Below are 16,630 nucleotides of genomic sequence, written 5' to 3'. Positions count from 1 at the left end.
CGCGGTCAGTGGCGGCGGTCGGCGGCGCGGCGGCGCGCGAAGTAGAGGGCGCCCGAGGCCGCCGCGGCCACCAGGGCCGCTCCCGCGGCGATCTCCAGCGTGTCGGTGGAGGCGGCGCTGCCGCCGAGGCCGCCGCGCACCCCGCCCGGCACGAGCGCCGTCGAACTGGCGGTGGGGACCGTGGTGGGCCTCGTGGTCGGGGTGGGGGTGCTCGTGGCGCCGCCGGTGATCGTCAGGTTGACGTTCCGGGAGGTGCCGGTGGAGCCGCACGAGAACGTCACGGCGTAGACGGCGCCCCGGCGGGCGTCGGTGTCGACGGTGGCGGAGCCCGTCGTGCTGCCGCTGGGGATCACGGTCGTGTCGAAGACGCCCGAGCTGACGGTCGTCTCGCCCGTGCACCCGCCGGAACCGAGCGTCACCCGGCCGCCCGGTGCGATGACCGAGGGCGTGATGGTCGGGTTGAACGTGCTGGAAGCCCCGTCCGGCGCGGCGAAGGCGGCGGACGGGGCGATCAGCGCCAGGGCGCCGGCGCCGAGCAGGGCGAGCGGTGCGACACGTATCGCGCGCATGGTGGATCCTCCGGGTTCCCCGAGGGGCAGCTGCGGAACGAATTTCCACATAGCAGGAAAAATGCACCTCGATGCCCGACACGCTAAGAGGGGTCTCCCCGGCCCGCGATCGGGGTCCGGCGAATGGGGCAGCGGGGTCCCCCGGCCGGCCCACCCGCCGACTCCGCCCTCCGGGGACCGCACCTGTTCACCGGACCCGCCCGCCGTGCTCTCTCCGGGCCTGTTCGCCGCGCTCGTCCCGGGCCCGTTCGCCGCGCTCGCCCGTCACCCCATGGAGCCGTCCTCAGTCGGCGACCCCCGGAAACATGGCGAGGAACGGCTCCGCGGTGGCCGAGATGCCCCGGCCGAAGGGCGCGTCGAAGTCCCAGATGAGGAAGAGCAGGAAAGCGATGAGGGCGCTGAACAGGCCCGCCAGGAGCAGTTCGCGGAACGTTCTGCGGATCTGCAGCGTGAAGACCAGCCCCACCGTCACCAGGGCCCCGATGATCAGCCCGAACCAGACCACCCCGGGCATCGTCGCCCCGGCGTTCTGCCCCCGCGAGCTGCGGGCGTCGTCCGCCGCCGCCACCTGGTCGACCAGCGGCTGGTACGCCTGCCCCTCGTGGTCGTTCTGCGGTACGTAGTCGGTCACGTCCGCCCGTACCTTGGCCAGCAGTTCGGTGCCGTGCTCGGTGAGCGTGTGCTGTTCGGACATCACCTTCCACTCGTCGTGGACCACATGGCCGACATAGGCGTCCACGTCCGCCCGGATGCGGTCGCGGACCTCCGCCGGGTAGACCGAAGCCCGCTCCCGCACCTCGTGCAGCGCCTGCGCCTCGATGCGCACGGACTCCTGGGCGGCACTGCGGCCCTCCCAGACGCCCGCGATGGCGAGGCCCAGGACGATCGCGTAGACCACGCCGATCATCATCGTCATGTACTCGATGACGTCAGGTGTCTCGGACGGGTCGTCGTCCTCCCCGATCCGCCGGTTGTTCAGGACGGCGATGGTGAGGACCACCGCGCAGGCGGAGGCCATGGCAATGCTCAGGACGAGCCATTCGGACATGCGTCTCTCCAGGTCAGCGGGATGATCGCGGGCGCAGTACGGCGACGGCGAACACCGCCGGGGCGGTGATGAGCAGCGTCAGGGAGACCAGCGACGGCCCGCTCCTCGGCTGCTTGCGGACGGTTTTGCGGTACGTGGGCAGGGCGACGGCCCGGGGCGACGGCGGCCCGGTCCGCGCCGGGGGCTCCGGCGCGGGCGAGGGTTTCGGCGGGGGAGCCGGGGCCGGCGGTACCGGTCGTGCCGGTGGCGGGGGAGGAGAGGGCGACGGGGGTGGCGGAGGCGGCGGTTCGGCGGCCACCGGCGGCGGTGGATCGGGAGACGGGGGAGCGGGAGGCGGCGGCGAGGGCTTCGGCGGCGGAGGCAGGGGCTTCGGCGGTGGAGGGGGTGGAGACGGAGGAGGCGGGGGTGGCGGAGGTGTGGGCGGGGGCGGTGTGGGCGGTGGCGGGGTGGGGACCGGATCGCAGTCCCCGCTCCCCGCCACCGCGACCGCCGTAATGCCGCCGTCCTGCCCGACCGTGGCCACCGCGCAGCTGTCGGCGGCGGCCGGCAGCGGTACGGCTGTCAGCCAGAGGAGTGCGGCGACCGTCGAGAGCCGCGCGATGCGTGATCCGTGCACGACGGGCAGCATGAACCGTGAAACCGGACGACACGCCGTTCGAGTGGGTGATTCGCCCGATCGTGCGGTTATTGGGTCATTCGTGTTTACGTGGCGGTCCCGGGGCCTCCCGGTGTTTTCGGGACTTTCTTCGAACAAGGCTGACGGCGGCCCCGTCGACTCCCCGCCCCCCCGGGGGGCCTGCGCGGGCCGGCCCCTCAGAGCCGACGGAGCGGCCGGGGCCGAACCGGTCGCCCCCGCCGGGCTTTCGGTCCGAGACGCCCCGGAACGCGGCGACATCGGGGGTGCGGCACGGGCATGACGGTTTACCGGTTCACCGAGGGTTCCCGCCCATGAAGACCGCGTGCAGAGGTGGCTGTTCCAGGAAGTGGCCGGTAGTTGCTCTCGTGGCCAGAAATGCGGTCGTCGGAGTGGGGTGGGAGGGATACGTCGCTTTCGGCCGCCCCCGGTGTCGAGCGGCGGGCCGTCGACTGCCGGCCTCTCTCCCCCTTCGGGTGCGGCGAGAAACCCGGCGACGCCCACGGGCGGTGCGTCGCCGGAACCGGGTGCGCCGTTTTCCCGGATGCGGAACTCCTCGGAGCTCCGGAGTAATCCCGGGTCCCGGCGGACCGCCGTCCAGGATCCCCAAGTGCCCCCGGGCCACCGCCGAACCGCCGCCCAGGAGCCCCAAGTGGCCCCGGACCACCGGCAAACGGCCTTTGGAGTGCCGGTCCGTCGCCGTCCGTATACGCGCAGCGACGGGTGGGCGGGAGATGCCACCGGAGTGTGACCAATAACGGATCGCGAATTTCCGTTTCCACTCGCTCTCCTGGTGGACGATCAGTAGCCTCTGGTCAACACTGACCATGAACATGGCCGGATCGCCGTGGCGACTTGTTGGAGACATCGATGGAGCGTCCCGCCTGGGCACCGCAGGGCATTGACCTTTCGGTGCCGAGCGTGTCTCGCATGTACGACTTCTATCTGGGCGGATCGCACAATTTCGAGGTGGACCGGGAAGCCGCGCGCAAGGCCATGGAGTTCCTTCCGGGCCTTCCCAAGATCATGCAGGCCAATCGCGCCTTTATGCGCCGGGCCGTCCGCTATGCCGTCGATTCGGGCATCGACCAGTTCCTGGACATCGGCTCCGGCATCCCGACGTTCGGCAACGTCCACGAGGTCGCCCAGGCCGCCGACCCCGACGCCAAGGTGGTCTACGTCGACCACGACCCCGTCGCCGTGGCCCACAGCCAGGCCGTCCTCGACGGCGACGACCGCGCGGTCATCGCCGCCGCCGACCTGCGCCGCCCCAAGGAGATCCTGGACCACCCGGAGATCACCGGCCTGCTCGACCTCGACCGCCCGGTGGCCCTGCTGCTGGTCGCGGTGCTCCACTTCATCGAGGACGCGGACGACCCGCGCGGGGCGGTCGCCGAACTGCGCGAGGCACTGGCCCCCGGCAGCCTGATCGTCCTGACCCACGCCTCGTACGAGGGCATCCCGCGCTCCAGGGAGGAGGCGGCCGGCACGGTCGGCGTCTACGAGGACATCCGCAACCCGCTGGTCATGCGCTCGCGCGAGGAGATCGGCGAGTTCTTCGAGGGCTGCACGATGGTCGAGCCGGGACTCGTGGCGATGCCCGAATGGCGGCCCGACACCCCGCAGTCGCCGGCCCAGGAGGACCCGTACGCCTTCTCGGGCTTCGCAGGGGTCGGGCGCAAGGCGTGAGCATCCCCGCCCAGGCGTCCGGAGAGCAGGACGCGGAGCCCGACGGTCCGGAGGGCCGGCTCCGGAGATTCGCCAGGATCTGGAGCCGCGCCATCTTCCCCCTGACGGCCACCTCCCTCACCCGGCCCGAGTTCGAACAGCATCTGCTGCCCCTGGCACGCGAGCTGAACGGCATCCTGCACGCCCACCCCTTCGACGCCTCGCCCGCGCAACGCGTCGGCGCGGCCCTCGTCGAGGCGCACTGCACCGACCCGGACGCCCTCAGCTCCACGCTCGGCGTCGTCGACTCCTACCTCGTCCTCTACTGCGGCGGCAACGGGCCCGGTGCGCTGTCCACCGAGGACGGCCGGGCCCGCTGCGCCCGCATCCAGCACACCCTCGCCGCCGGATTCACCGCCGCCCTGCGCGAGCGCACGCTCGCCGAGCAGGAGGCCATCGCCCGCTCGGCGCTGACGGCCCGTTCGCAAGCCGAGCAGGCCCTGCACGCTACCCAGGCACGGTTCCGCGCGGTCTTCAAGGACGCGGCCATCGGCATCGGCATCGCCGACCTGGACGGCAACATCCTGGAGATCAACGACACGCTCACCAAGATGTTCGGCGGGCTGGAGCACCACGTCCGCAGCCACAAGGTGAACGAGTGGGTCCACCCCGAGGACTCGCCCCTGGTGTGGCGGTACTACGACGAACTGGTCCGCGGCGAACGCGAGCACTACCGGGTCGAGAAGGCGTACTACCGCAACGACGGCACCGTCCTGTGGACCAACCTCACCGTCTCGCTGCTGCGGGACTCCGAGGGACGGCCCGAGTACCAGCTCGCGCTGATGGAGGACACCACCGAGCGGCGGCTGCTGAACCTGCGGCTCCGCTACGAGGCCACGCACGACGCGCTCACCGGGCTGCCCAACCGGACCCTGTTCTTCGAGCGCCTGGAGAAGGCCCTCACCGCACGGGAGGGCGTCGGCTTCGGCCTCTGCTACCTGGACCTCGACGGTTTCAAGGCCATCAACGACAGTCTCGGCCACGCCGCCGGCGACCGCCTCCTGGTCGAGGTCGCGGACCGGCTCCAGAGCTGCGCCACCGCCCCCGGCGAGATGGTCGCCCGGCTCGGCGGCGACGAGTTCGTCGCCCTGACCACCGGCCCGAACACCGCCGAGGAGGTGCACGAACTGGCGGGCCGCATCCTGAACGCGCTCGCCACCCCCATGCGCATCGACGGCCGCGAGCTGACCGTCCGCGGCTCGATCGGCATCGTGGAAGGCCCCTCCGGGGAGCGCAGCGCCGCCGAGGTGCTGCGCAGTGCCGACATCACGATGTACCGGGCCAAGGCGGCGGGCGGCAACCGCTTCCAGCTCGCCGACGCGGAGGCCGACGCCCGCGCCATCACCCGGCACGGGCTGACCACCGCCCTCCCGGCCGCCCTGGACCGGGGCGAGTTCTTCATCGAGTACCAGCCGCTCGTCCACCTCGGCGACGGCACGGTGCACGGCGCCGAGGCCCTCGTCCGGTGGTGCCACCCGCAGCACGGGGTGCTCGGCCCCGACCGGTTCATCCCGCTCGCCGAGCACACCGGGCTCATCGTGCCGCTCGGCCGGTGGGTACTGGAGGAGTCCGTGCGCCAGGCGAACTTCTGGCAGGAGCGGCACAGCGACGGCGGCCCGCTGCGGATCAACGTCAACCTCTCCCCGACCCAGCTGCACCACCCGCGGCTGGTCGCGGAGACGGTCGACGTGCTGGAGCGTTCCGGTCTGGAGCCGGGCGCGCTCTGCCTGGAGGTGACCGAGTCGGCCCTCATCGGCGCCGACGACGATCTCCTCAAACCGCTGTGCCAGCTCGCGGAGATGGGCGTCGACATCGCGCTCGACGACTTCGGCACCGGATACTCGAACCTCGCGAACCTGCGCAGACTGCCGGTGAGCGTGCTCAAGCTGGACCGCTCCTTCACCCGGGGCATGCAGCAGCACCCGGCGGACCCGGTCGACCTGAAGATCGTCGAGGGCATCGTGTCGCTGGCCCACAGCCTGGAGCTGGCCGTCACGGTGGAGGGCGTGGAGACGGGCGCCCAGGCGGAGCAGCTGCGGGCGCTGGGCTGCGACACCGCCCAGGGCTGGTACTACGCCCGCCCCGGCGCACCGGACCGCATCCACTCCCTGCTGCTGGCGGACGCGGTCTGAACCCGGCCGGGGCCCTCGCGCCCCGGCCGGTCAGCCGGAGGCCGGACGGTGCTCCAGCAGCATCCGCTGGAGTTCGCGCGCGGCCCGGGGCGGGTCCACGTCGCTGCGGTGCGCCAGGGCGATCGTGCGCCGCAGCCCCTCGCCCGCCAACCGGGTCCGGCGCAGGTCGTGCCCCGCCCGGGCGGCTGCCATGCTCGGCACCACGGCGATGCCGAGCCCCGCCCGTACGAAACCGAGCACCGCGTCCATCTCGCCGCCCTCGACGGTGAACGAGGGCTCGAAGCCCTCCGCGCGGCACGCGGCGAGCGTCAGCTCCCGCAGGTTGTACCCGTGCCGGAACATCACCAGCGGCGCCCCCTCCAGGTCCGCGATCCGGATCGGGCCGCCCCGCCCCGGGGGTGGCTCCGTCGACGCCGACACCACCACCAGGTCCTCCCGCAGCAGCTCCACCGTGGTCAGCGCTGGGGAGGCGGCCGGCAGGGGCAGCACCACCAGCGCCAGGTCGAGCGCCCCCCGCGCCAGCTGGCGTACCAGGTCGTGCGAGCCGCCCTCCTCCAGCAGCAGCCGTACCCCCGGGTGCCGGTCGTGGAAGGCGCGCAGCACATCCGGCAGCAGTCCGGTGCACAGGCTGGGCGTGGCGCCCAGCCGCACTCGCCCGCTGCGCAGCGACACCACCTCCTGGACCTCCTGGCGCGCGGTCTCCGCGTCGGCGAGGATGCGCCGGGCCAGCGGCAGCAGCGCCTCGCCCGCGTCGGTGAGGGTGATGTTGCCCCGGGCGCGGCTGAACAGGTCCGCGCCCAACTCCGTCTCCAGCGACCTGATCTGCTGGGAGAGCGAGGGCTGCGACACGTGCACCGCCTCGGCGGCCCGGGTGAAGTGCCTGGTCTCGGCGACGGCCACGAAATAGGTGAGCTGCTGGAAGTGCACGAGCCGACGATACCGTGGGTCGATAGCCTCTGCCTATGGAGATCAGCCAGACCATGTCTTGGACTGATCGGCACCCCGCCCCCTACGGTCGTGTGCATGGCATTGGCAACGCGGACGGACCGACGGCCGTCGATGACGCGTACGCTCTGGAACTCGACCGTCGGCAAGAAGACGATCATGGCCGTGACCGGTCTGGTCATGCTCGGATACCTCGTCGCCCACATGGCGGGCAACCTGAAGATCTTCTTCGGGCCCGGCGAGTTCGACGGCTACGCCCACTGGCTGCGCACCATGGGCGCCCCCGTCCTGCATCACGAGTGGGCGCTCTGGATCGTCCGGACGGGGCTCGTCGCCGCCGTCGTGCTGCACGGCGTCTGCGCGTACCAGCTCAGCCGGCGCGATATCCGGGCACGCCCGGCCAAGTACGTCCACCAGAAGCCCCGCGCGAGCTACGCCACCCGGACCATGCGCTGGGGCGGGGTCATCCTCGCGCTCTTCATCGTCTGGCACATCCTCGACCTGACCACCGGCACCGTGCACCCGGGCTTCGAGGCCGGGCGCCCGTACCGGAACGTCGTCGACACCTTCTCGACCTGGTACGGCAACGCGATCTACATCGTCGCGGTGCTCGCCCTGGGCCTGCACGTCCGGCACGGGTTCTGGAGCGCCGCGCAGACCCTGGGCGTCGGCAACGCGACCCGCGACCGCATCCTGAAGACCCTCGCCGACCTCCTCGCGGCGGTGCTGACGGTGGGCTTCGTCTCCGTACCCGTCGCCGTCATGACCGGAGTGGTGAGCTGACATGCCCGACTACACGCAGTACCGCACGGGCGAGCCCGTCGTCGACACGAAGGCCCCCGCGGGCCCGGTCCACGAACGCTGGGACACCCGCCGCTTCCAGGCGAAGCTCGTGAACCCAGCCAACCGGCGCAAACACACCGTCATCGTCGTCGGCACCGGGCTGGCCGGCGGCGCGGCCGGCGCCACGCTCGCCGAACAGGGCTACCACGTCGTCCAGTTCTGCTTCCAGGACTCGCCCCGCCGTGCCCACTCGGTGGCCGCCCAGGGCGGCATCAACGCCGCGAAGAACTACCGCAACGACGGCGACTCCGTCCACCGGCTGTTCTACGACACCGTCAAGGGCGGCGACTTCCGCGCCCGGGAGTCCAACGTCCACCGGCTCGCCCAGATCTCCGTCGAGATCATCGACCAGTGCGTCGCCCAGGGCGTCCCCTTCGCCCGCGAGTACGGCGGCCTCCTCGACAACCGCTCCTTCGGCGGCGTCCAGGTCTCCCGTACGTTCTACGCGCGCGGCCAGACCGGACAGCAGCTCCTCCTCGGCGCGTACCAGGCGCTGTCCCGGCAGATCGCCGCGGGCGGCGTCGAACTCCACGCCCGCACCGAGATGCTGGACCTGATCGTGGTCGACGGAAAGGCGCGCGGCATCGTCGCCCGCGACCTCGTCACCGGGAAGATCGACACCTACTTCGCCGACGCGGTCGTCCTCGCCACCGGCGGCTACGGCAACGTCTTCTACCTGTCGACCAACGCCATGAACTCCAACGCCACCGCGATCTGGCGGGCCCACCGCCGCGGCGCGTACTTCGCCAACCCCTGCTTCACCCAGATCCACCCCACCTGCATCCCGCGCACCGGCGACCACCAGTCCAAGCTGACCCTGATGAGCGAGTCGCTCCGCAACGACGGCCGCATCTGGGTTCCCAAGGCCAAAGGCGACACCCGCCCCGCCGATCAGATCCCCGAGGACGAGCGCGACTACTACCTGGAGCGCGTCTACCCCTCCTTCGGCAACCTGGTGCCCCGCGACATCGCCTCCCGCGCCGCCAAGAACGTCTGCGACGAGGGGCGCGGCGTCGGCCCCGGCGGGCAGGGCGTCTACCTCGACTTCGCGGAGGCCATCGACCGGATGGGTCGCAAGGCGGTGGAGGCGAAGTACGGCAACCTCTTCGACATGTACCAGCGGATCACCGACGAGGACCCGTACACGGTCCCGATGCGGATCTACCCCGCCGTGCACTACACGATGGGCGGCCTCTGGGTCGACTACGACCTCCAGACCACCGTTCCCGGCCTCTTCGCCATCGGCGAGGCCAACTTCTCCGACCACGGGGCCAACCGGCTCGGGGCCTCCGCCCTGATGCAGGGCCTCGCCGACGGCTACTTCGTCCTGCCGTCCACCATCAACGACTACCTCGCCCGCAACCCGCACACCGAGGACGTCGACGCCGCACACCCCGCCGTCGCCGAGGCGGTGGCGGAGACCGAGGACCGGCTCCACCTGCTGCTCTCCGTCGACGGCGACCGCACCCCCGACTCCTTCCACCGCGAGATCGGTGAACTCATGTGGGAGTACTGCGGAATGGCCCGCACCGAGGACGGCCTGCGCAAGGCGCTCGCGAAGATCCCCGGCATCCGCGAGGAGTTCTGGCGGCGCATCAAGGTCCCCGGCACCGGCGAGCAGTTCAACCAGTCGCTGGAGAAGGCGAACCGCGTCGTCGACTACCTGGAACTCGCCGAGCTGATGTGCCTCGACGCCCTCCACCGCGCCGAGTCCTGCGGCGGCCACTTCCGCGAGGAGTCCCAGACCCCGGACGGCGAGGCCGAACGCCGCGACGAGGAGTTCTCCTACGCCGCCGCCTGGGAGTTCACCGCCACCGGCGACGCCCCCGTCCTGCACAAGGAAGACCTCGTCTTCGAGTACGTCCACCCCACCCAGCGGAGCTACGCATGAAGCTCACCCTGCGCGTCTGGCGTCAGAAGGACGCCGCCACACCCGGCGCCATGGCCACCTACGAAGTCGACGGCATCTCCGCCGACATGTCGTTCCTGGAGATGCTCGACACCCTCAACGAGGAACTCGCCCTCGCCGGGGAGGAACCCGTCGCCTTCGACCACGACTGCCGCGAGGGCATCTGCGGCGCGTGCAGTCTCGTCATCAACGGCGACGCCCACGGCCCGGAGCGCACCACCACCTGCCAGCTCCACATGCGGTCGTTCTCCGACGGCGACACGATCGACATCGAACCCTGGCGGGCCTCCGCCTTCCCGGTCATCAAGGACCTGGTCGTGGACCGCTCCTCGTTCGACCGGATCATCCAGGCCGGCGGCTACATCTCCGCCCCCACCGGCACCGCCCCGGACGCCCACGCGACCCCGGTGCCCAAGCCCGACGCCGACTTCGCCTTCGAGCACGCCGAGTGCATCGGCTGCGGCGCCTGCGTCGCCGCCTGCCCCAACGGCTCGGCGATGCTGTTCACCTCGGCCAAGGTCAACCACCTGAACGTCCTTCCGCAGGGCGCGCCGGAGCGCGAGACCCGCGTCCTGGACATGGTGGCCCGGATGGACGAGGAGGGGTTCGGCGGCTGCACCCTGGCCGGCGAGTGCGCCACCGCCTGCCCCAAGGGCATCCCGCTGCCGTCGATCGCCGCGATGAACAAGGAGTGGCTGCGGGCCGCCCGCAAGGTCCGCCGCTGACGCGGAAGCCGATCCGTCGCGTTCCCGGCCCCGGCCCGGCTGGAGCCGGGAACGCGACGGTCAGCGGCGCAACGCCTTCGCGAGGTACGGCGCCGTACGGCTTCCCGCGGTGGCCGCCACCTCCTCGGGCGTGCCGGCCGCGACGATCCGCCCGCCCCGGTCCCCGCCCTCGGGACCCATGTCCACCACGTGGTCCGCGCCCGCCACCACGGCCATGTCGTGCTCCACGACCACCACGGTGTTCCCCGCGTCGACCAACGAGTGCAACTGCCGCATCAGCACCTCCACATCGGCCGGATGCAGCCCGGTCGTCGGCTCGTCCAGCAGATACAGCGTGTGCCCCCGCCGGGCGCGCTGGAGCTCCGCCGCCAGCTTGATGCGCTGCGCCTCGCCGCCCGACAGCTCCGTGGCCGGCTGCCCCAGCCGCAGGTAGCCGAGCCCCACGTCCAGCAGGGTCCGCAGCGGACGTTCGGCGGCAGGCGTACCGGAGAAGAACTCCGCCGCCGACTCCACGGTCAGGTCGAGGACCTGGGCGATCGTCAGCCCCTCCAGGGCGACCTCCAGGGTCTCCGGGTTGTACCGCGCGCCGTGGCAGTCCGGGCACGGCGTGTACGTGCTCGGCAGGAACAGCAGCTCCACCGAGACGAAGCCCTCGCCCTGGCAGGTCTCGCACCGCCCGCCGCTCACGTTGAACGAGAACCGCCCTGCCGTGTACCCCCGCTCCCGCGCCGTCTCCGTCCGCGCGAACAGCTTGCGCACGGCGTCGAACAGGCCGGTGTACGTGGCCAGATTGGACCGGGGCGTGCGGCCGATGGGCTTCTGGTCCACCTGGACGAGCCGGTCCACCGCCTCCAGACCGGTCGCCGTCGCGCGGTACAGGTCGCCCGTCCCGGGCTCCTCGCCCGCCTGCCGGTCGGCCAGCACCCCGGCGAGCACCTGGCCCACCAGCGTCGACTTGCCCGAACCGGAGACACCGGTCACCGCCGTGAACACCCCGAGCGGGAACGCCGCGTCGACGCCCCGCACATTGTGCCGCTCCACCCCGGTGAGCCGGATCCACCCCGAGGGCGTCCGCTTCCGCCGCAGGGGCTTGTCCGGCTCCTCCCCGGGGAAGAGGAAGCGGCGCGTCGCCGACTCCGGGACCAGGGCCAGCCCCTCGGGCGGCCCGCTGTGCAGCACCCGCCCCCCGTGCTCCCCGGCCAGCGGGCCCACGTCCACCAGCCAGTCGGCCCGCCGCACCACGTCCATCTGGTGCTCCACCACGAAGACCGAGTTCCCGGCCTCCTTCAGCCGGCCCAGCACGCCGAGCAGCGCCTCGGTGTCCGCCGGGTGCAGCCCGGCCGACGGCTCGTCCAGGACGTAGACGACGCCGAACAGGCCCGACCGCAGCTGGGTGGCCATCCGCAGCCGTTGCAGCTCGCCCGAGGAGAGCGTCGGAGCCGTCCGGTCCAGGCTCAGATAGCCCAGTCCCAGCTCCGTCACCGTCCCGATCCGCGCCAGCAGATCAGCGGTCAGCACCCGGGCCGTCTCCTCGCCCCCGGCCTCCGCCAGCACCCCGGCCAACGCCGACAGCGGCATTCCGGCCAGTTCCGCGATGGTACGCCCCGCGAACGTCACCGCCATCGCCTCCGGCCGCAGCCGGCTACCGCCGCACACCGGACACGGGACACTGGTCAGGAAGCGCTCCGCCTTCGCCCGCAGGGACCGGCTCCTGGTGTCGGCGAAGGTGTGCAGCACATAGCGCCGGGCGCTCATGTACGTGCCCTGGTAAGGGCGTTGGATCCGCCCGGCCTCCCGCACCGGATGCACCGTGACCACCGGCTGCTCGTCGGTGAACAGGATCCACTCCCGGTCCTCCGCGTCCAGCTCGCGCCACGGCCGGTCCACGTCGTACCCGAGGGCGTCCAGTACGTCCCGCAGGTTCTTGCCCTGCCAGGCGCCCGGCCAGGCGGCGACGGCCCCCTCGCGGATCGACAGGGAGGGGTCGGGGACGAGCAGCCCCTCGTCCGTCCGGTGGATCCGCCCGAGCCCGTGGCACTCCGGGCACGCCCCCGCCGCCGTGTTGGGCGAGAAGGAGTCGGAGTCCAGCCGCTCGGCCCCCGGCGGATAGTCGCCCGCACGGGAGAAGAGCATGCGCAGCGAGTTGGAGAGGGTGGTCACCGTCCCCACCGACGACCGGGCCCCCGGGGCCGAGCGCCGTTGCTCCAGCGAGACGGCGGGCGGCAGCCCGGTGATCTCCCCGACGGCGGGCGCGCCCACCTGGTGGATCAGCCGTCGTGCGTAGGGGGCGACGGACTCGAAGTAGCGCCGCTGCGCCTCCGCGTAGATGGTCCCGAAGGCCAGCGAGGACTTCCCGGACCCCGACACGCCCGTGAAGACGGTCAGGGTGTCGCGCGGGATGTCCACCCGCACGTCCTTGAGGTTGTGCTCGCGGGCGCCGCGCACCCGGACGTACGGATCGTGAGGGGAGGGCATAGGGCTCGGCTCCGTACAGGTGGGGTCTGACGCCTGAAGGGACAAACAGTTCGATTCTAGGCGTCGGCGCCGGTAGGGGCCCTGCGGGGCCGAGCCGAGGCCGGCGTCCGGCCACCGGGCCCCGCCTCTATCGGGCGTCGGCGCGCGGGTGCGGGGCCGGCCCCGCACCCGCGGTCCGGCAAGCGGGCGATCCTGGCGAGTCCGCGCAGCGATTCCACCAGCGCCTCGCGGTCGTACGTGCTGGTGGTGACGAGCACTTCGTCCGCCCCCGTCTCCTCGATCGCGCGCTCCAACTGCGCGGCCACCTGCTCCTCGGTGCCGTGGACGTGCCCGTCGAGCCCCCGTTCGTACAGCGCCCGCTCCTTGGCCGTCATGGCGAGGGCCTCGACGCGCTCGGCCGGGGCCAGCGGAGGGAACTCCCCGTGCGTACGGGAGTACGCCATGGCCCACGCCTCCGGTACGAGCAGCCGGCGGGCCGCCTCCTCGGTGGCCGCGACCGCCACCGTGCCGGCCACGATCACCTCGGGCCGCTCGGCGCGGGCGGAGGGGCGGAAGTCGCGGCGGTAGACCTCGACGGCGCGCAGCACCTTGTCCCGGCCGCGCAGATCGCCGATGACGAGGGGCAGCCCGGCGGCCGCGGCGACCGCCGCGCCCTCCCCGACCGCCAGGACGTACGCGGGGATGTCCAGGCCCTCCGCCGGACGGGCGTGCACCCGGGGGTGGGCCCGTTGGGAGCCGTCGATCCAGCCGAGCAGTTCCGCGAGACGCCCGGGGAAGTCCTCGGCGTCCTCCTTGCCGTGGCCGAGCGCCCGGCGGACGCCCTCGGTGAACCCCACCGAGCGGCCGAGCCCCATGTCGATCCGGCCGGGGAAGAGGGAGGCGAGCACCCCGAACTGCTCGGCGACGACCAGCGGCCGGTGGTTGGGCAGCATCACCCCGCCGGTGCCGACGCGGATGGCGGAGGTCGCGGCGGCGACGGCGGCGGCCAGCACGGTCGGCGCGGACCCCGCGACCCCCGGCACGCCGTGGTGCTCGGAGACCCAGAAGCGGTGGAAACCGAGCGCCTCCGCCTCCCGGGCCAGTTCCACGGTGTCCCGCAGCGCCCGGGAGGCGTCGTGGCCCTCACGGGTGCGGGAGCGGTCCAGGACGGAGAAGCGGGTCGAGGCGATCAGCGCGTTCACGCTCTCTTCAACACCGCAGCCCGCCCAGGATTCCCGCGGGCGGGCTTCCTAAGCTGGGGGAGTGGACGACGACGCACGGCCGCTGGCCGTATTCGACCTGGACGGCACGCTCGCGGACACCGCGCACCGGCAGCACTTCCTGGAGGGCCCGCGGCGCGACTGGGCCGGCTTCTTCGCGGCGGCCCCGGACGACCCGCCGCTCCCGGAGGGCGTACGGATGGCGCACGCGAGCGCCGAGGAGTGCGCGATCGTCTATCTGACCGGACGGCCCGAGCGGTGCCGCCGCGACACCCTGCGCTGGCTGAGCCGTCAGGGCCTGCCCGAGGGCGAACTGCTCATGCGGCGCAACGACGACCGGCGCCCCGCGCGCCGGACGAAGCTGGACGTCCTGAAGCGGTTGGGGCGCTCGGGGCGGGTGCGGGTGCTGGTGGACGACGACGAACTGGTCTGCGATGCGGCCGAAGTGGCCGGATTTTCCGTGGTCCGGGCCCGCTGGGCCGACCCGTCGGCCGTGTTGAAGGACGCCCAGGAGCGGGAGGGCCGTACCTGATCAGGCGTTCATGAGGAGATCAGGCGTTCTCGTCGAGGCGGAAGCCCACCTTCAGACCGACCTGATAGTGCGCGATTCGGCCATCCTCGATATGTCCGCGAACTTGGTTGATTTCGAACCAATCGAGATTGTGCAACGTTTCCGCCGCTCTCGCGACGCCGTTCCGGATCGCTTCGTCGATGCCCTCCTGGGAGGTTCCTACGATTTCGGTGACCCGATAGGTGTGATTTGACATGATTTATCTCCTCTCCTGTGACCACGTTGCATCAATTCGTGGTGTCCCGCGAGGGCAGAGATCGGATGAAATCCGAACAGGTACGCACCTTGACCTCCCGAATGGTCCATACCAAAATTCAGCCAACCACCCGTGCGAGCGACGCCCGCAATCCCCCACACCGGGTCGTGATTCCGTAGTGCCGTTTCGCAGAAGGTGACCACGTGAAGAACCGCATACTGGCCGGCGCCATCGCGCTTGTCTCATCCGTCGCACTCGGCGGATGCGGCTACATATCGGGCTCGGGCAGCGGTGACCGCACGGTGACGGTCTGGCTGATGAAGGACAGCGTCTCGTCCGGCTTCCTCGACAAGTTCACCCGTTCGTACGAGGAGGAGAACCCCTCGGTCGAGCTGGAGTTCAAGGTCCAGGAGTGGAGCGGCATCGGCCCCAAGGTCCTCTCCGCCCTGGAGGGCGACGACGCCCCCGACGTGATCGAGGTCGGCAACACCCAGGTCGCCCAGTACGCGGAGAGCGGCGGGCTGCGCGACCTGACCCTGGAGTCGATGCGCGACCTCGGCAGCGAGGACTGGCTGCCCGGCCTCGCCCAGCCCGGCAGCATCAACGGCATCCAGTACGGCATCCCCTGGTACGCGGCCAACCGGGTGGTGATCTACAACAAGGACATCTTCGAGAAGGCGGGAATCGACTCCGCCCCGAAGACGCGCGCCGAGTGGATCGCCGCCACCGAGAAGCTCAACAGCGGGGGCGACCAGGGCATTTACCTGGCAGGCCAGAACTGGTACGTGCTCGCCGGATTCATCTGGGACGAGGGCGGCGAACTCGCCGACGAGAACGGCGGCGACTGGCAGGGCGCCCTGGACACCCCCGAGGCCCTGGCGGGCATGAAGTTCTACCAGAAGCTCCAGGCGCTCGGCGACGGTCCCACCGACGCCGACGAGGAGAAGCCCCCGCAGACCGACGTGTTCGCCAAGGGCGATGTCGCCCAGATCATCTCGGTTCCCGGCAGCGCCGCGCTCATCGAGCAGAAGAACCCCGAACTCAAGGGCAAGCTGGGCTACTTCCCCATCCCCGGAAAGACCGCCAAGGCCCCCGGCTCGGTGTTCACCGGAGGTTCCGACCTCATCGTCCCGAAGAACGCCGACCAGCGCAGCGAGGGCATCGCCGTCGTCAAGGCGCTGGCGAGCGAGAAGTGGCAGACCGAACTGGCCCGGAGCATGAGCTACGTGCCCAACAAACCGAGCCTCGCCCATGTCATCGAGGGGGACGAGGGCACAGCGGCGATGGCGGAGGGCGCCACCCGGGGCCGCGCCACCCCCAACTCGTCCCACTGGGCCAGGGTCGAGGCGGAGAACCCGATCAAGCCCTACATGACGGCCGTGCTCGAGGGAGGCGACCCGGCCCGGGAGGCCAAGGCCGCGTCCGAGCGCGTCACCGCCCTGCTCACCGGCAGCGGCTGACCCCTCCCGCACGCCGCTCCCCGCCGCCCGCGGCCGGGACGGCGGCTTCGGGGGGAAGACGGTGCTCCCGGGCCCCGCCCCCGTCCCCGGAGGCCCGGGCGTCCCCGGACGCTCCGCGTCCCCGCCGGGCCCACGCCCCCGGGACTCGCGCCGGGACCCCGCGTTCCTGGGATTCAGCCTTCGCACATCCGCCCTC

General features: G+C 71.8%; 13 protein-coding genes. 7 read left to right on the top strand and 6 right to left on the bottom strand.

The genetic code is table 11. The features are described 5' to 3' along the window. Nucleotides 1-5: 5 nt before the first annotated feature. Entirely contained in the window at nt 6-569 is a 564-nt protein-coding gene (locus AMK24_RS23130; protein WP_073770761.1) for a hypothetical protein, read from the bottom strand. Between the two features lie 283 nt (nt 570-852). Beyond that, complete coding sequence (locus tag AMK24_RS23125; protein ID WP_073770760.1) at nt 853-1,617, bottom strand: bestrophin-like domain; 765 nt, start codon at nt 1,615-1,617, stop codon at nt 853-855. A 1,504-nt stretch (nt 1,618-3,121) separates the two neighbouring features. Between AMK24_RS23125 and AMK24_RS23115 the strand changes: the two genes are divergently transcribed. Next, nucleotides 3,122-3,940 carry an SAM-dependent methyltransferase gene (locus AMK24_RS23115; RefSeq protein ID WP_073770758.1) on the top strand — a complete coding sequence of 273 codons (819 nt, stop codon included), beginning with the start codon at nt 3,122-3,124 and terminating at the stop codon, nt 3,938-3,940. Next, complete coding sequence (locus tag AMK24_RS23110) at nt 3,937-6,111, top strand: putative bifunctional diguanylate cyclase/phosphodiesterase (protein ID WP_073770757.1); 2,175 nt, start codon at nt 3,937-3,939, stop codon at nt 6,109-6,111. Before AMK24_RS23115 ends, AMK24_RS23110 begins: the two co-directional genes overlap by 4 nt. Nucleotides 6,112-6,141: 30 nt before the next feature. Here the strand turns inward: AMK24_RS23110 and AMK24_RS23105 are convergent, their stop codons facing one another. After that, on the bottom strand, nt 6,142-7,038 hold the full coding sequence (locus tag AMK24_RS23105) for a LysR family transcriptional regulator (protein WP_073770756.1): 897 nt from the start codon (nt 7,036-7,038) through the stop codon (nt 6,142-6,144). Nucleotides 7,039-7,170: 132 nt separating this feature from the next. Here AMK24_RS23105 and AMK24_RS23100 point away from each other — a divergent pair, with 132 nt between their 5' ends. Genes AMK24_RS23100 through AMK24_RS23090 form a run of 3 tightly spaced genes read left to right on the top strand, consistent with a single transcriptional unit; the run spans nt 7,171 to nt 10,533 of the window. Beyond that, nucleotides 7,171-7,839 (top strand): succinate dehydrogenase cytochrome b subunit, encoded by a 669-nt coding sequence (locus AMK24_RS23100; RefSeq protein WP_073770755.1) that lies wholly within the window; start codon nt 7,171-7,173, stop codon nt 7,837-7,839. Nucleotide 7,840: 1 nt separating this feature from the next. Further along, nucleotides 7,841-9,790: a fumarate reductase/succinate dehydrogenase flavoprotein subunit gene (locus AMK24_RS23095; protein ID WP_073770754.1), complete on the top strand. Its 1,950-nt coding sequence runs from the start codon at nt 7,841-7,843 to the stop codon at nt 9,788-9,790. Next, nucleotides 9,787-10,533 carry a succinate dehydrogenase/fumarate reductase iron-sulfur subunit gene (locus AMK24_RS23090; RefSeq protein WP_073770753.1) on the top strand — a complete coding sequence of 249 codons (747 nt, stop codon included), beginning with the start codon at nt 9,787-9,789 and terminating at the stop codon, nt 10,531-10,533. The genes AMK24_RS23095 and AMK24_RS23090 overlap by 4 nt, the downstream gene beginning before the upstream one ends. 60 nt (nt 10,534-10,593) lie before the next feature. On the opposite strand, the gene uvrA is transcribed toward AMK24_RS23090, so the two are convergent. Together uvrA and AMK24_RS23080 are read right to left on the bottom strand one after the other, a co-directional pair. Beyond that, on the bottom strand, nt 10,594-13,008 hold the full coding sequence (gene uvrA / locus AMK24_RS23085; RefSeq protein ID WP_073770752.1) for an excinuclease ABC subunit UvrA: 2,415 nt from the start codon (nt 13,006-13,008) through the stop codon (nt 10,594-10,596). A 56-nt stretch (nt 13,009-13,064) separates the two neighbouring features. Continuing rightward, nucleotides 13,065-14,180 (bottom strand): MsnO8 family LLM class oxidoreductase, encoded by a 1,116-nt coding sequence (locus tag AMK24_RS23080; protein WP_384579214.1) that lies wholly within the window; start codon nt 14,178-14,180, stop codon nt 13,065-13,067. Between the two features lie 70 nt (nt 14,181-14,250). Here AMK24_RS23080 and AMK24_RS23075 point away from each other — a divergent pair, with 70 nt between their 5' ends. Beyond that, nucleotides 14,251-14,739: a phosphatase domain-containing protein gene (locus tag AMK24_RS23075; protein ID WP_073770751.1), complete on the top strand. Its 489-nt coding sequence runs from the start codon at nt 14,251-14,253 to the stop codon at nt 14,737-14,739. Between the two features lie 19 nt (nt 14,740-14,758). Here AMK24_RS23075 and AMK24_RS23070 read toward each other — a convergent pair whose 3' ends face one another. Then, on the bottom strand, nt 14,759-14,974 hold the full coding sequence (locus AMK24_RS23070) for a dodecin (RefSeq protein WP_073770750.1): 216 nt from the start codon (nt 14,972-14,974) through the stop codon (nt 14,759-14,761). A 203-nt stretch (nt 14,975-15,177) separates the two neighbouring features. Here AMK24_RS23070 and AMK24_RS23065 point away from each other — a divergent pair, with 203 nt between their 5' ends. Beyond that, nucleotides 15,178-16,434, top strand: a complete 1,257-nt coding sequence (locus tag AMK24_RS23065) for an extracellular solute-binding protein (protein ID WP_073770749.1) — start codon at nt 15,178-15,180, stop codon at nt 16,432-16,434. Nucleotides 16,435-16,630 lie beyond the last annotated feature (196 nt).

This window comes from Streptomyces sp. CB02366 (assembly GCF_001905905.1).
Taxonomy (GTDB): domain Bacteria; phylum Actinomycetota; class Actinomycetes; order Streptomycetales; family Streptomycetaceae; genus Streptomyces.
The sequence above is the reverse complement of the archived record's forward strand: the minus strand, read 5'-3'. Positions and strand labels throughout refer to the sequence as shown.

What these genes read in the sequence shown, in the direction of transcription:
- AMK24_RS23125 (WP_073770760.1), bottom strand. Translation starts at nt 1,617, where the DNA reads ATGTCCGAATGGCTCGTCCTGAGCATTGCCATGGCCTCCGCCTGCGCG.
- AMK24_RS23070 (WP_073770750.1), bottom strand. Translation starts at nt 14,974, where the DNA reads ATGTCAAATCACACCTATCGGGTCACCGAAATCGTAGGAACCTCCCAG.
- AMK24_RS23115 (WP_073770758.1), top strand. Translation starts at nt 3,122, where the DNA reads ATGGAGCGTCCCGCCTGGGCACCGCAGGGCATTGACCTTTCGGTGCCG.
- uvrA (WP_073770752.1), bottom strand. Translation starts at nt 13,008, where the DNA reads ATGCCCTCCCCTCACGATCCGTACGTCCGGGTGCGCGGCGCCCGCGAG.
- AMK24_RS23090 (WP_073770753.1), top strand. Translation starts at nt 9,787, where the DNA reads ATGAAGCTCACCCTGCGCGTCTGGCGTCAGAAGGACGCCGCCACACCC.
- AMK24_RS23100 (WP_073770755.1), top strand. Translation starts at nt 7,171, where the DNA reads ATGACGCGTACGCTCTGGAACTCGACCGTCGGCAAGAAGACGATCATG.
- AMK24_RS23130 (WP_073770761.1), bottom strand. Translation starts at nt 569, where the DNA reads ATGCGCGCGATACGTGTCGCACCGCTCGCCCTGCTCGGCGCCGGCGCC.
- AMK24_RS23095 (WP_073770754.1), top strand. Translation starts at nt 7,841, where the DNA reads ATGCCCGACTACACGCAGTACCGCACGGGCGAGCCCGTCGTCGACACG.